The organism is Flammeovirga aprica JL-4 (genome assembly GCF_012844305.1).
GTDB lineage: Bacteria > Bacteroidota > Bacteroidia > Cytophagales > Flammeovirgaceae > Flammeovirga > Flammeovirga aprica.
In genome coordinates this window covers 1-14420 of the sequence record NZ_JABANE010000047.1, presented here as the reverse complement: position 1 = coordinate 14420, position 14420 = coordinate 1, and the positions used below count along the sequence as shown (strand labels likewise).

Here is a 14420-nt window from a genome sequence, read left to right as displayed (position 1 = left end):
AGTTTACAATGAGTTCATTGTAGTATCCACGTACAAATAGTGTTGAAGACGTAGTAAATCAAACCGCAATATATGCACTTATATGTTTATGGGCCAATAAATTAGTGTATCACAATTAAAATATTATCACTTGTTATGTTGAATATCCTTAAAAGTTTGCGACAGTGTATTTTTACGAAATAATCTTCTTAACTGAATAAAAAAAGAGGAATACATCGCTCTGACCTATTCCTCCTTTCTAATCTATATAATAATAAAATTAACCAATAAGGTGTATTCCAAAAAACTTCGATAAAATGGTTACAATCGTAATTGAACCTAAAATTAATGGTGCTAAAAACTTCAATGCAAAAATGGTATATTTCCCCATTAGAGAGTTTCCAAACTCAGGATTACCTTTCTCAACTTCCTCTTTAAATTTATCTCCTCTCCAAACATAAGCCGTATACACTGCCACTAAGAAACCTCCTAAAGGCAAGAACGTATCTGAAGCTAAATCTTCAATAAAGTCCATAAAGTTTACTGCTTTCTCTGCACCATGATAGTGTACAAAGTTCGTAAAGAAATCAACCGTTCCATTACCAAGCATGGATGGAATACCAAATAAGAAAATCACAAACCCTACAATCCATACCGCTCTATTTCTTCTTACTTCAAACTCATCCACCACATAAGATACAGGTACTTCTAAAAGTGATACCGTAGAAGTTAAAGCTGCAAATGATAATAATACAAAGAAGAAACCTCCAATAATTCTACCCAATACTGGCCCGATCGACTCAAAAGCTCCTGGCAATACTGTAAAAATCAAGCCGGCACCTCCACCTTGTCCTTGAAGACCTTGAGAGAAAATAAATGAAAACATCATCAGACCTGCAATAAAGGCAATACCCACATCCGCTAATAAAATCATAGATGTAGCCGACACCATATTATCTTTTTTTCCAACGTAACTACCATAAGTGATCAACGCACCCATACCTAATGACAATGAGAAAAAGGCTTGCCCCATTGCTCCGTATGCCGTTTCAAAAGTGATTTCACTAAAATCTGGAATCAGATAAAACTTCACTCCTTCCATAGCGCCTTCTTGCGTCAATGAATACGTCATTAAAGCTAAGATTAAGAACAATAAAGAAGGCATTAATATTTTTGATGCTTTTTCAATACCACCTGATACACCTTTGGCAACAATAAAAATTGTGACAAACATAAAGGCTGTAGAGGTCGCCATATTGATATGCCAATTTCCAACAAATTCACCAAAATGTTGCCCTACAGAAAAGTTACCTGAGAACATTTCCCAAGCATAGCCCAATGCCCATCCTGCAACAACATTATAAAAAGACAAAATCAAGGATCCACTTAATACAGCTAAGATTCCTATTGGAGCCCATTTCTTATGCCCGTTTTCAGCAAATGCACCTACTGCGTTTTTATTCGTCTTACGTCCCAATGCAATCTCTGCCATCATCACAGGAAAGCACAGCATAAAACAAAATGCAAGGTACATCACCACAAAGGCACCTCCACCTCCATCACTTACTTCAAAAGGGAATTTCCATATATTTCCAAGCCCAACTGCTGAACCTGCTGCCGCTAAAACGAAACCTAGTTTGTTTGAAAAGCCTCCTCTACTGCTTTCTTGGATATTAGCCATAATCGTTTAAATAATAGAATACGAATAGTGTAAATCAATGAAATTGTTTAGTCTATAACTTTCTTGCAAGGATACATTGTTATGTCCTAATTATTCATTTTTATATGGATTTATTTAATACTTATCTGATGATGAATAAATAATTTCAAAAAAGTCAAAATAATATTTTAAAAAAGAGCTATTATTTAGAATTAAATTTCAGACAGTGGTGTACTATTCTTTAAGATGTAATAATTGTTTGAGAGTGTATTAATTGAAGTTGGAAAGATATGATTTTCAGATTGAATTACCTTAATACGGCACAAAAAAATCAGAATTAAGTTCTTCAGTAGCCACGTAGCCTTGCTACGTGAAGGCCTGAAAGGTGACTGTCTACTCCATTAGTTATGGTAGTATTCTCCCAGCCTTTAAGGGAAAAGCGTTAAGAATTTCATGGATTGAGCCGTTAAGAAAGATTTTCTTGTTTGAGCTTTAGCGAGTTTGAAATCATTTAGGCGAGAGGAATGAAATTTAGCTTTTGACTTCTAAGCCTTGACTTTTTTGCTTCGTTTTTGTGTTAAGACAAAAATGAAGAAGAAGGAAGTTTGAAAGTAGAACATAAAAGCTTGTTGAAAGGTGACGATAACTTACAGTACTTTTACTTCAAGATAAGCGTAGCAGGCTACGCTTCTACAGAAAACCGAAATCCCTATAAAAATAAAGACCCAAGCAATCCTGATTGGATTACTTGGGTCCACCTGTCGGCTTAGATAAGGTTATCTAGGTGTTATGCTTTTGGAGCGTTTCCGCCACCTTTGTTTCCACCACCTTTTCTACCACCACGTCCGCCTCTACGACGATCGTTTCCGCCACGCTTTCTATCGTTACCACCTCTACGGTTGTCACGACGTCCAGTTTCAGCAGAAGGAGAAAGATCTCTCTTACCTAAAACTTCACCTTTGAATACCCAAACTTTGATACCAATGATACCATATACTGTAAGAGCTTCAGATAAAGCGTAATCGATATCCGCACGCAATGTATGCAATGGAATACGACCTTCTTTATAAAGTTCAGTACGAGCCATTTCAGCACCACCCAAACGACCAGAAAGCTTTACTTTGATACCTTGCGCACCGTGACGAACAGCGTTAGCAATTGCTTGCTTCATCGCACGACGGTAAGATACACGGCTTTTCAATTGTTGAGCGATTGACTCACCGATTAATTTTGCATCAGTCTCAGGACGCTTAACTTCAGAGATGTTGATTTGAACATCTTTACCAGTTAAACGCTTCAACTCTTCTTTGATTTTGTCTACCTCAGCACCTGCTTTACCGATTACTACACCTGGACGAGCCGTGTGAATAGTTAACGTAACGCGCTTGATAGTACGCTCGATAACTACACGTGAGATACCCGCACGAGGGTTCGGTAAACGAACTGCGATATATTTTCTGATCTTGTTATCCTCTACTAATTTGTCAGAGAAATCTTTTCCACCATACCAGCTAGATTCCCATCCTCTGATATAGCCTAAACGAAGACCAATTGGATTTATCTTTTGTCCCATGGGAAAAACTTATTTTAGTTATCTGACTCGTTTGATTCTGTTGTATCCTCAGCGACTACGTCGATAAGGCTTGTGCTACGAGCGTCTACTACCACTGTTACGTGGTTAGAACGCTTACGGATTCTGTGAGCACGTCCTTGTGGAGCTGGACGGAAACGCTTTAATTGGCGTCCACCAGTTACAAAGATTGATTTCACATATAAATCTGCATCTTCAACAGACTCGTCAGGGTTTTTGTTTTCCCAGTTTGCCACTGCAGAAAGAATTAACTTTTCTACTAGAGGAGCACCAGCTTTTTGCGCATAACGGAGTGTATTCAGTGCATCAATAACTTGCACACCTCTTACTGCGTCCGCTACAAGCATCATCTTGCGTGGAGCGATAGGGCAATTATTAAGTTTTGCTACTGCTTCCATTATTTTCTGCCTTTATCTTTTTTATTGATATGACCCTTGTAAGTACGTGTTGGAGCGAATTCACCTAATTTATGACCTACCATGTTTTCAGTTACATAAACAGGGATGAATTTGTTACCATTGTGTACAGCAAATGTATGACCGATGAAATCTGGAGAAATCATTGATCTACGCGACCAAGTTTTGATTACTGCTTTTTTACCAGACTCATTAGTCGCCTCGATTTTCTTTACTAAACGAAAATCAATATAAGGTCCTTTCTTTAGCGATCTTGCCATGACTTAAATTACTTTTTCCTTCTTGAAACGATCAGCTTGCTAGAATACTTCTTAGCGTTACGTGTCTTTTGACCTTTAGCGTAAACACCAGTACGTGAGCGAGGGTGTCCTCCTGAAGATTTACCTTCACCACCACCCATAGGGTGATCAACTGGGTTCATTGCAACACCTCTAACACGTGGTCTACGACCTAACCAACGCTTTCTACCTGCTTTACCTAAACGAACGTTCATGTGATCGCCGTTAGAAACAGTTCCGATTGTAGCATAGCACTCAATAAGTACTAATCTAGTCTCGCCTGAAGGTAATTTAAGTGTAGCATATCTACCAGTACGTCCTAATAATTGTGCGTAAGCACCAGCAGAACGTACCATTGCAGCACCTTTACCTGGCTTCAACTCCACGTTGTGGATGATTGAACCTACAGGAATCTCAGACAATGGAAGTGCATTACCTAAATCAGGAGCTACACCTGAACCAGACAAGATAGTCTGTCCAACTTGTAATCCTTCTGGAGCTACGATATACGTTTTAGCACCATCTACATAGTAGATTAAGGCAATACGAGCAGTACGGTTTGGATCGTACTCGATAGATTTCACGATACCTGGAACACCGTGCTTGTTACGTTTGAAGTCGATCGAACGTAATCTACGCTTGTGACCACCACCAACGTTACGAACAGTCATTTTACCTGAGTTGTTACGACCACCTGTACGGTGCTTACCAACTGTCAGTGACTTTTCTGGTGTACTTTTCGTGATTTCCTCGAAAGTAGGAGCGACTCTGAATCGCTGTCCCGGAGTGATGGGCTTTAACTTTTTAACAGCCATTTTACAAACTTTCGTAATTTGCTTTTACAGTCTCTAGATAGGTTTTCCTAGATACTATAGACAACAAATTTGGTTAAACTTAATAAATATCCGGAGCCCGAATGAGCCCCGAACAATATTTTTAATTTTTTTTATTCAGATCTTAAAGACCTTCGTAGATGTCGATAATCTCACCCTCAGCTACTTGTACCATCGCTTTTTTGTACGATGAAGTATGACCGCTAATTACAGCTGCTTTTGTGTAACGAGTTTTAGATTTACCTGGTAGAATTGCAGTACGAACTGCTTCTACGTTAACACCATACTTCGCCTCAACAGCTTGTTTGATCTGAACCTTATTAGCACCTTTTGCTACTTTGAAAGTGTAAACACCGTTCTCGTGAGCTAAAGCTGCCTTTTCTGTCAAGATAGGTTTTACCAATACTTGCATCTTAATAGGGGCTTAGAGGTTTGATAATTTTTCAACTGCGTCGTCAGCAAGAATTAACTGGTCTGCGTGCAAGATGTCGTAAGTGTTTAATGAATCAACAACTACTACATTTGCTTTAGGCAAGTTTCTTGAAGACTTGTAAACGTTATCGTTTTGAGACGCTACAACGTAAAGAGTTTTTACGTCAGAGAATTTCAAGTTAGCTAAAACTTCTTTGTAAGCTTTAGTTTGAGGAGCATCAAATGATAATGCTTCTAAAACAGTTACATTAGCTTCTTTAGCTTTGTAAGATAACGCTGAACGACGTGCCAATTGCTTAACTTTCTTGTTAAGAGATTGACGGTAGTCTCTTGGGCGTGGTCCGAAGATACGTCCACCACCTCTGAAAACAGGTGACTTGATAGAACCCGAACGAGCTGTACCAGTACCTTTTTGTTTTTTAAGCTTACGAGTAGATCCTACGATCTCCGCACGCTCTTTTGCTTTATGCGTACCTTGACGTTGTGCCGCCAAATACGCTTTTACGTCAAGATAGATAGCATGATCATTTGGCTCGATACCAAATACTGCTGCTGGTAAAGTTACTTTACCTGTCTCAACGCCTTTTGAGTTCAATACTGCGATTTCCATCTACTGATTACTTTTCAAGGATTACGTAAGAATTTTTAGCACCTGGAATTGCACCTGAAAGAAGGATTAAACCATCTTCTGGGTACATTTTCATAACACGTAAGTTCATCACTTTAACGCGCTTACCACCAGTACGTCCAGCCATACGAAGACCTTTGAATACACGTGATGGAGTGGCACAAGCACCAATAGCACCTGGAGCTCTCAAACGGTTATGCTGACCGTGAGTAGCTTGTCCAACACCACCGAAGTTATGTCTTTTAACTACACCTTGGAAACCTTTACCTTTTGAAGTTCCTACTACGTCAACGAATTCACCTTCTGAGAAGATTTCATCCATTTTTAGCTCGTCTCCTAATTGACGTTCCATAACTGGGTTACGGAATTCAATCACTTTACGTTTTGGCGATGTACTCGCTTTTGAGAAGTGACCTTTCATAGCAGCGGACGTGCGCTTCTCCTTTTTCTCGTCGAAGCCTACCTGAATAGCTGTATAGCCATCAGTTTCTACCGTCTTAACCTGAGTCACAACGTTAGGACCAGTTTGAATCAACGTACAAGCGATGTTCTTGCCGTTTTCATCAAAAATACTAGTCATACCGACTTTTTTTGCAATAAGTCCTGGCATTGTATTTTACTTAATTAAATTAATAAATAACCTGATTGTCAGCTCATAAACATCCAACTCATTTAATCCGAAACACTGTTTGAACTCCCCGTCTGGTCCTTCGTTTAGTGCATCAAATTAGAGCTGTTATGACATAGTACAGCTTCCAAACGGCTTGCAAAGGTAAGAAGAATTTATAACAACACAAATTTTTATTCATATATCGCTAAAAAACAGTGAGATAGGAAGCTTTTATTAACAGATGCATTAACTTACCGTATATTTTTTCCTTTTAAAGGCTAGATTGATACTTTTTTGGACGATTTACTATGGCAAAAAACAACAACAGACGAGATTTCATTAAAAATATGACCGCACTCAGTGGAGCGGCACTTTCTACTTCCCTTATTTCTTCTTGTGCGACTTCTTCTAAGGATCAAAAAATTAAAGAAAAAAAGTCCGATAAGGTCTATAATTGGAGATGTGTAACCGTATGGCCTCCTAACTTTCCTATTCTTGGTGAAAGTGTGGTCAATCTTGCGGATGAATTAAGAGACCTTTCCAACGGAAGACTTAATATAAAGGTATACGGCGGAGGTGAGTTGGTACCTGCCCTGGAATCTTTTGATGCTGTACAGCTCGGTGGTGCACAAATGATGCATGGCGCCGCGTATTATTGGGCTGGTAAAATTCCTGCTTCTATCTTTTTTACTGCCGTTCCGTTTGGAATGAGCACAAGAGAGCATAATGCGTGGTTATTATATGGTGGTGGAAACGAACTTTGGAAGGAACTCTATAATAGTATAGGATTGGAACCTTTCCCTTGTGGCAACACAGGCACACAAATGGGCGGTTGGTTCAATAAGAAATTAAAAACTGCTGAAGACTTGGAAGGTATAAAAATGAGAATTCCTGGTTTAGGAGGAAAAGTATTTACTAAAGCGGGTGGCACTTCTGTCACTGTTCCTGGAGGAGAAATCTATACCAACTTAGAAAGAGGAGTAATTGACGCCACAGAATGGATCGGTCCTTATCATGATTATTTAATGGGCTTCCATAAAATAGCAAAGTATTATTACTACCCCGGCTGGCATGAACCATCAGCAACATTAGAATTAGTCTGTAACAAAAAAGCATATGATGAACTGCCGGAAGATCTTCAAGAATTAATCCGATCAGTTTCTCTAAAACACAATGGCATCATGATGTCAGAGTTCGAAAAGTACAATGCAGAATACCTAGAGAAAATCAGAGCTGAAAATAAAAATGAAATTCTCCCCTTCCCTGATGATGTGATGAAGTCTCTAAAAAAATATGCAGATGAATCCATGGAAGAATTAATTCAAAGTGATGAATTTGCTCAAAAAGTGGCACAAAGCTTCTTCGACTTCAAGAAAAAAATTAAACAATGGTCAATAATTTCAACAGATGCCATGCAACCCTATCTTTAAATGAGAATTTCTTTTACCTTTGCGACATATAAAACATTGATTCTCATAGATGAACACAAAGTTAATTTCAAAAGTTAAAGGTCAGATCCAAAAAACGGGTAAACCTTTTGTTTTTACTGCTCCAGAAGACAACGACGAAAGTCAAGTGCAGTTCCAGTTTTTAGGTTCTAAAGACGGAAAAGAAGTAGTGTATGATGCATTCTTATACACACTTGAGATGGAGTATTTTGCAAAAATACACGAAGAGGCTACTCAATTAGTGATTGACGAAAATCCTAAGTTCAAAGGTGCTGATTTTGATGTTATGGATGGACCCCACATCGAAGCATTAGAAGAAATTTCTGCTGAATTAGCAAAATCAGATGAGTATGATGTCGCTGAGTTTATTGAAGAAAGACCTGAAGATGCAGACGAGGATGGTATTCCTTTAGATGTATGTTTAAATGTGACTTCAATAACAGAGGAAGCAATCGTGAAATTCGTTACTGAATTTAATGAAGGAACATTGAAATTAGACGACACAGTCTATTCATTTGACATGTGGAATGAGAATTAATCCTCATTCTGAAATAAGATATAGAAAAAGGGAATGTAGTACTTTAACTGCATTCCCTTCTTTATTGAAAAAAGATTCTTTTAGTCTCTTAAACGTCCGCTGATTGAATCTTTTACTTTTTTCTCGTCTTTTTGGATAAAACGGTTGGCCAAAGAATTGAATAAGATGGCAAAAACAGGTAAGAAGAAACCTATTTTATATTGTCCTTGAACACCACCCATCAAATCAGTGCCTTGCATATATCCATAGTAAAGGTTCAAACCAATTACTGTAAATATTAAAAGGCTATTCACCAAGTTCAGTTTCATTTGATTCATTCTGTTTTTGAATGAAAACATTGAAGCCAAAGCAACAACACCAGCCAAACCTGCTACTACAGCAATTGCAAGCGTATTTACCGTTTCAACCACAGTTCCGTTTTCAGTCACCGTTAATTGCATGGCAGTAAGTACAGCTTGTTTCGATTCTGTGGCAGATACCCAAATTTGTGATGAAACAATAGCACCCATTGCTACCGCCACCAACAAAAGAAAAATTGATTGTATTCTTTGAATCATGTTTGTTTGATTTGTCTTCCTTATACAGGAATCTTGTCTACTCTATTTTGATGACGTCCTCCCTCAAATTCAGTCGAAATGAAAGTATCAACAATCTCAATAGCTCTTACTAAAGAAATAAAACGAGCTGGAATTGATACTACATTAGAATTGTTATGCTGACGAGTCAACTGAGCTAAAACGGGTTCCCAGCACAAACCTGCACGGATACCTTTGTGCTTGTTTGCTACGATAGAAACACCAATACCACTTCCACAAATAGTGATACCAAACTCATACTCTCCATTTTCTACAGCTTCCGCCAATGGATGTACATAATCAGGATAATCACAAGAAGCCGTTGAGAAAGGACCAAAGTCTTTTACTTCATGTCCGTTTGCTTCTAAATGCTTAATGATCTCTGCTTTATATTCAAAGCCAGCGTGGTCGCCACCAATTGCCAATTTCATTTTTTGACTATTTATTATTTTAAAAATCAATGGAAAGACAAGCAATTAATCTATTGCTTCAGTCATCTTGGGTGCAAATTTAACTAATTAATTTTCCTTGTGAATCAGTTGAGGTAAGAATTGCATCATTTTTATTCAGTTTTTATAATCAAGTGTTAAATTTTGAACACAATTGTTTTAAAAGTCGATTTATAAAGTTTAATTTTGGCACTTACAATTTTAAAATTCTAACAATGGTCACACTTGCCGAAGTAATTGCAGAGCTTATCAATGAATCACCTTTTATTCAAGAGGGAATAGCCGAAGGTATTATTAATTATAGTGCGCTCGCTCGAAAGTTCCACTCAGAAGTTGAAAGCAGATTCGGCAAAGAGGTACAACAAGGTGCAATTGTGATGGCATTGAAAAGAATGGCCCATAAAATTAATGCCACTGAGCTGGAAGATCAGGCCAAAGAATATATCCGTCATATGGGTGATATTTTAGTCCGTTCAGACTTGGTCGATTTCGCTTATAAAAATTCACCTACACTTATCCGTGCTCAGAAAGAATTGCTGGAAATGGTACAAAACAGCAGTAACGAACTCTTCCATGCTTCTTCAAAAGGAATGCACGAAACTAATATTATTACCAGTAGATCTTTCGCCCCAAAAGTAAAAGAACTTTTCTTTGGTGAAGATATGCTTTCTGAAATTACAGATTTGGCAGCAGTAACGATGCGTATGCCTATTACTTATGATAAAGATGCTCCCGGAGTATTTTACTTTATATTAAAGATTTTGGCTTGGAATAAAATCAATGTGGTGGAATTTATCTCTACAAAACATGAGTTTTCTATTATCATTGAAAAAGAAGAAATCAATCATACCTTCAAATTACTGCATGATATGAAAAACAGTTAGTAGCCTTTTTTTAATATTAATTACTAAATCAAAAATACTTTTCAACATCATCTTCAATTTCAAAATACCAACCTGCTTATTATCGATTCTCCTTCCAGAAATTCATTTTCACTATTTATTTGAAATTTATTTTACCACAAAATAGGGGTAAATAGTCATCTGCGTGTCTCAATTCTGAAGACGAACTTTTCGCCTTTGATTTTCTATAGATAACACTTGCTTCCTAATTGTGATTGCTATCTAAGAAAGTCAAAACCATATACTTTTTTTACTATCAAATCAATCATGAAAAAAATCAAATTTTTTCCTTTTTATCTATTATCCATCTTACCGATACAGCTCTTATTTATTCTATCTGACATCACTTATATCGTCATCTATAAGTGTATAAAATATAGGAAAGATGTTGTGTCAGAAAACCTTAAAAAAGCATTTCCTGAAAAATCGAAACAGGAACTGTTAAACATCGAAAAGAAGTTTTACAAACATTTTTGTGATTTAATGTTTGAAAGCATCAAAACTCTCACAATAAATGAAAAGAGTATCCAAAAGAGATTTCAATTACAGAATACTGAATTGATCGATGACTTGTATGCACAAAATAAAAGTGTTTTGCTCTATGCCGCTCACCTAGGCAACTGGGAATGGCAAGCCTTCTTTCCTAAGTACCTTTCTGGTCATCAAGTCACCGCCTTCTATCAACCGCTTTCTAATAAATATTTTGATGAACTGATGCAGATTATTAGAGGAAGAATGGGCGTTTTATGTATTCCTTCTCAAAAAGGATATAAAACAATGATGAAAATGAAGGCGGATAAAAAATTGACTTTTAATCTTATGATTGGTGATCAATGTCCGGCCTGGAATTCCGCTAAATACTGGACAGAGTTCCTTCATCAAAAAACAGCTTTTCTTCTGGGCGCTGACGCAATTTCTAAGAAAAGTGATTGTGCTGTGGTTTATCCAAAATGTACAAAAATCAAAAGGGGTGTTTATAAAACCGAGTTTATTTTACTGGACTCGTCTCCAAAAAATGCTAAGACGTTCTCTATTGTTGAAAAGTATTCTAAGGTTTTAGAACAAAATATCAAATTACAGCCTGATCTTTGGTTGTGGAGTCATAAACGTTGGAAATTAACCGCATAAACCGTATTTGGTCTTCAATTGTTGAACAACTATTATCTAACAACAACAAAATGTTGATAACTTTTCATAATCACACTCACCAATATTGAGTATTCTTTAAGTTATCAACATTTTGTCATTTTATTCACTTACTATTTTTTAAAACTCTCCAGCATTTCAAATTTCGCACTTGAAAGTTTTTTAGAAACAAGATCAATGTTCTTTGGTATAAAAAACAATCCCACTACAGAAAGTAAAGACATTACTATTAAACCAGCAAAACCCAAGTCAAAAAGATCAAATGCTCCTAATATCACAAAAAGCATTATGATAAAAGTGAAGCTTACTCCAAATTGATACATGTTCATATTAGTATCTTTTCCAAAGAAAGAAGATTGATCCAAATCCAAGGCTTTACGATTGTATGTCGAAGCATACATCATCATAGGAATTACAACACCGATAGTGTATAACATAAATGTTATGATATAAAATATATACTCTACATTTATAAACAGAGTCCAACAAGAAATGAAAGCACTTACAAAAACCAACAGTATTAAAATATAGTACTTGGACTTGACATAAAGTTTAATGGGAATATTTGCCGTCATTAAGAAAGGATAGAATTTACTTTCCATTGAAAAAAACATTCCCGCATATGTACTTGTGCATACCAAAGTCGCCATAAATAAGGCAAATGATCGAAGAATTGTTGAAGATATTTCCCCATTCATTAATACTGTGGCTGCATAAAAGTTTCCGAATAATATTTGAAAAGGAAGAAGGTACCTAAACTTTTTACTTCTTAAAATCAACCTTGTTTCATACAACATCAGATTACCCAAAACTGATTCTTTATTGAATAATTTAGCAAGGTCAATTCCTATTTCTGAAGCATCATTTAATACTTCTAAGCTTAAATATTTTTTCAGTGTTAAACTTAACGTATAGAAAAGAAGAATGTAAAGTATGAAAACGCCCAACATCAACATTGGAGATTTTACAAGCAATGAAACATACTGCGTATAGTAATTCACAATTCCTGTATACCCTTTCCACTCTAGAAAAATTGTTCCGCCTATACTGAATAATATCACTGCCCAAGAAGTAATTTTCTTACCAACAGTCTTTCCTATATGAAAAGAAAGCGTACTGTTAAAAAGGCAATGAATGAATAATAAAACGAAAAAATTGAAACACACCACCCCTCCATTTTCTGGACTTATAACTTTAATATAAGAAAAAGAGAAAAGAAGAAATGGTAAAAAATTAAAGAGACTGAAAAACGCTTTGTACTGTAAAAAATAAAGTATTGTTTTCTTTGATATTGGAAGTGTCAAGTAAGGCTTAATATTCACACCTCCTTGACTTTCAAGAAATGCTCTTAGGAAAAGGTCTATCATAAAATAATAGCACATCCATGATAATAATGTTTCACTTGAGGTTAATCCGTTATCTAGTTCGTTGAGTACACTAGGCAGCAAAAAGCCCGCTATCAGAAAATAAGCCAACATCATAAATGCTCCTAATCCCATAAAAACTGATGTGAGTGCCACCTCTGAATCCTGAAGCTTATAAATTTTTATGGTAAAATAATGTTTAAATAAAGCTACTAATTTCATGATTTCACTAGTTAGTTTGTTCTTGAATTTTAGCACCAAAGTAACTTTCTAATTCCACTAAGGTATTCTCCGTATTTGCAACATCTTTGATGATCACACCTTCTTCCAGCATTATAATTCTAGAGCTAATACCCGTTACATGTTGCAAATCATGACTAGAAACAATAACAGTCACTCCTTGTTCTGCTAGTTTTTGAATTTTAATTCTTAGCCATTGTTGAGAAGTGGGATCGAGGTTGGCAAATGGCTCGTCCAAAATCAGTAAATCTAGACTACCAATCATAGCCCCTAAAATTCCAGTTTTATTTTTATTCCCTTTCGATAAATCCTTGATCATTTTTTTACCTGAAAGAAAATCATCTCCATAGAATTGTTTATTCTCTTCTAAGAACTCCTCTAAATCACCCTTTTTCCATCCATGCAGTTTGCTTATAAACTCAAGGTATTCATAAGAAGTCATAAAAGGAATTAAGAATGTATCATCTAAAAAAGAGCCTGTGTATTGCTTCCAATCTTCATGAACTGCTACATTTTTATCTTTCAAGAATACACCGCCTTCAGTGGGTTGGATTAAATCTAAAACCAAACTCAAAAATGTTGTTTTACCAGCACCATTGTTTCCTACTAACCCTATAATTTCTTGCTTTTTAATCGTTACATCTGCGATATCTAATGCAACCTTACCCTTGTATTTTTTTTGAAGTTTGTCTACTTGTATCATCTTATAATAATTCATTTTAAGTAATATATTCTAGTGTATTATATATTCATGTGGGTTTCAATAACTAATAGTAATTCATCCAAAACCTGCCACTTTAAAGGAATAAGAGGAAAGCCAATAACAGGATCATATCAAATGAACAATAGCTTTTCAACTACAGAAGTAACTCTTAAATGAGACCTAGCAGCCTATCAATAGATTTAGAAATAGTATAGAAATAATGATCTTGAAGTCTGAAAGATTCCTTTACTCTACTCAAAAGAGGTATTATAGTTAGCTTAAGTACTATTAATTTTATGTTTACATCAGAGAGCAATTTCAGAGCAAGCGACTATAAACTGTTAGCTTATCTTGGTATAGTAATCCTAAAAATATTAGGTAAATACTATATTTCTGTAAAGGTCAAAGGCATAGATTATAGCAACATTACTCTTTAGTCTATATTATTTACTATATCAGAAAATTCTGAAAAGTAATATTAAAAGCAATACAATATACATAAAAATGTATAGACACAAAAAAAGGTTAGTCAACATCTTGTGTTAACTAACCTTCTATATTTAATGAATGTGGCGCCGACTTACTCTCCCGGGGGTTAACCCAGTACCATCAGCACGGTAGGGCTTAA

The 14420-nt window shown here is 36.1% G+C and carries 17 protein-coding genes; 5 read left to right on the top strand and 12 right to left on the bottom strand.

Annotated elements, in window-relative coordinates; all coding sequences use genetic code 11:
• Window positions 1-259: 259 nt before the first annotated feature.
• Window positions 260-1660 (bottom strand): sodium-dependent transporter, encoded by a 1401-nt coding sequence (locus HHU12_RS17230; protein ID WP_169657982.1) that lies wholly within the window; start codon window positions 1658-1660, stop codon window positions 260-262.
• 584 nt (window positions 1661-2244) lie between these two features.
• Between HHU12_RS17230 and HHU12_RS17225 the strand changes: the two genes are divergently transcribed.
• Window positions 2245-2409 carry a hypothetical protein gene (locus HHU12_RS17225; protein WP_169657981.1) on the top strand — a complete coding sequence of 55 codons (165 nt, stop codon included), beginning with the start codon at window positions 2245-2247 and terminating at the stop codon, window positions 2407-2409.
• A 17-nt stretch (window positions 2410-2426) separates the two neighbouring features.
• Here HHU12_RS17225 and rpsC read toward each other — a convergent pair whose 3' ends face one another.
• From rpsC to rplC, 7 genes are all read right to left on the bottom strand, one after another.
• Window positions 2427-3212, bottom strand: coding sequence for a 30S ribosomal protein S3 (gene rpsC, locus HHU12_RS17220; RefSeq protein ID WP_169657980.1), 786 nt, complete (start codon window positions 3210-3212; stop codon window positions 2427-2429).
• Between the two features lie 14 nt (window positions 3213-3226).
• Window positions 3227-3628, bottom strand: coding sequence for a 50S ribosomal protein L22 (gene rplV, locus HHU12_RS17215; RefSeq protein WP_044209116.1), 402 nt, complete (start codon window positions 3626-3628; stop codon window positions 3227-3229).
• The gene (rpsS, locus tag HHU12_RS17210) at window positions 3628-3906 is read right to left on the bottom strand and encodes a 30S ribosomal protein S19 (protein WP_044209118.1); all 279 of its coding nucleotides are present in this window, start codon (window positions 3904-3906) and stop codon (window positions 3628-3630) included. The genes rplV and rpsS overlap by 1 nt, the downstream gene beginning before the upstream one ends.
• Window positions 3907-3914: 8 nt before the next feature.
• Window positions 3915-4739, bottom strand: coding sequence for a 50S ribosomal protein L2 (gene rplB / locus HHU12_RS17205; RefSeq protein ID WP_062614580.1), 825 nt, complete (start codon window positions 4737-4739; stop codon window positions 3915-3917).
• A 142-nt stretch (window positions 4740-4881) separates the two neighbouring features.
• Complete coding sequence (gene rplW, locus HHU12_RS17200; protein ID WP_044209122.1) at window positions 4882-5169, bottom strand: 50S ribosomal protein L23; 288 nt, start codon at window positions 5167-5169, stop codon at window positions 4882-4884.
• A gap of 12 nt (window positions 5170-5181) precedes the next feature.
• Window positions 5182-5799 carry a 50S ribosomal protein L4 gene (gene rplD / locus HHU12_RS17195; RefSeq protein ID WP_169657979.1) on the bottom strand — a complete coding sequence of 206 codons (618 nt, stop codon included), beginning with the start codon at window positions 5797-5799 and terminating at the stop codon, window positions 5182-5184.
• A gap of 7 nt (window positions 5800-5806) precedes the next feature.
• Window positions 5807-6427: a 50S ribosomal protein L3 gene (rplC, locus tag HHU12_RS17190; RefSeq protein WP_169657978.1), complete on the bottom strand. Its 621-nt coding sequence runs from the start codon at window positions 6425-6427 to the stop codon at window positions 5807-5809.
• 308 nt (window positions 6428-6735) lie between these two features.
• Here rplC and HHU12_RS17185 point away from each other — a divergent pair, with 308 nt between their 5' ends.
• Window positions 6736-7857: a TRAP transporter substrate-binding protein gene (locus HHU12_RS17185; RefSeq protein ID WP_169657977.1), complete on the top strand. Its 1122-nt coding sequence runs from the start codon at window positions 6736-6738 to the stop codon at window positions 7855-7857.
• Window positions 7858-7906: 49 nt separating this feature from the next.
• A complete protein-coding gene (locus HHU12_RS17180) occupies window positions 7907-8413 on the top strand; it encodes a hypothetical protein (RefSeq protein WP_062614583.1) in 507 nt (168 codons plus the stop codon).
• An 80-nt stretch (window positions 8414-8493) separates the two neighbouring features.
• Here the strand turns inward: HHU12_RS17180 and HHU12_RS17175 are convergent, their stop codons facing one another.
• Window positions 8494-8970, bottom strand: a complete 477-nt coding sequence (locus HHU12_RS17175) for a DUF4293 domain-containing protein (protein ID WP_169657976.1) — start codon at window positions 8968-8970, stop codon at window positions 8494-8496.
• A 20-nt stretch (window positions 8971-8990) separates the two neighbouring features.
• Entirely contained in the window at window positions 8991-9419 is a 429-nt protein-coding gene (gene rpiB, locus HHU12_RS17170) for a ribose 5-phosphate isomerase B (RefSeq protein WP_044213144.1), read from the bottom strand.
• A 233-nt stretch (window positions 9420-9652) separates the two neighbouring features.
• Here rpiB and HHU12_RS17165 point away from each other — a divergent pair, with 233 nt between their 5' ends.
• Together HHU12_RS17165 and HHU12_RS17160 are read left to right on the top strand one after the other, a co-directional pair.
• Window positions 9653-10321 (top strand): hypothetical protein, encoded by a 669-nt coding sequence (locus HHU12_RS17165; protein WP_062614585.1) that lies wholly within the window; start codon window positions 9653-9655, stop codon window positions 10319-10321.
• A 285-nt stretch (window positions 10322-10606) separates the two neighbouring features.
• Window positions 10607-11467, top strand: coding sequence for a lysophospholipid acyltransferase family protein (locus tag HHU12_RS17160; protein ID WP_169657975.1), 861 nt, complete (start codon window positions 10607-10609; stop codon window positions 11465-11467).
• 131 nt (window positions 11468-11598) lie between these two features.
• Here the strand turns inward: HHU12_RS17160 and HHU12_RS17155 are convergent, their stop codons facing one another.
• Both HHU12_RS17155 and HHU12_RS17150 read right to left on the bottom strand, forming a co-directional pair.
• Entirely contained in the window at window positions 11599-13071 is a 1473-nt protein-coding gene (locus HHU12_RS17155) for a DUF5687 family protein (RefSeq protein WP_169657974.1), read from the bottom strand.
• Window positions 13072-13078: 7 nt separating this feature from the next.
• Window positions 13079-13807: an ABC transporter ATP-binding protein gene (locus HHU12_RS17150; RefSeq protein ID WP_240971008.1), complete on the bottom strand. Its 729-nt coding sequence runs from the start codon at window positions 13805-13807 to the stop codon at window positions 13079-13081.
• Window positions 13808-14420: the final 613 nt, after the last annotated feature.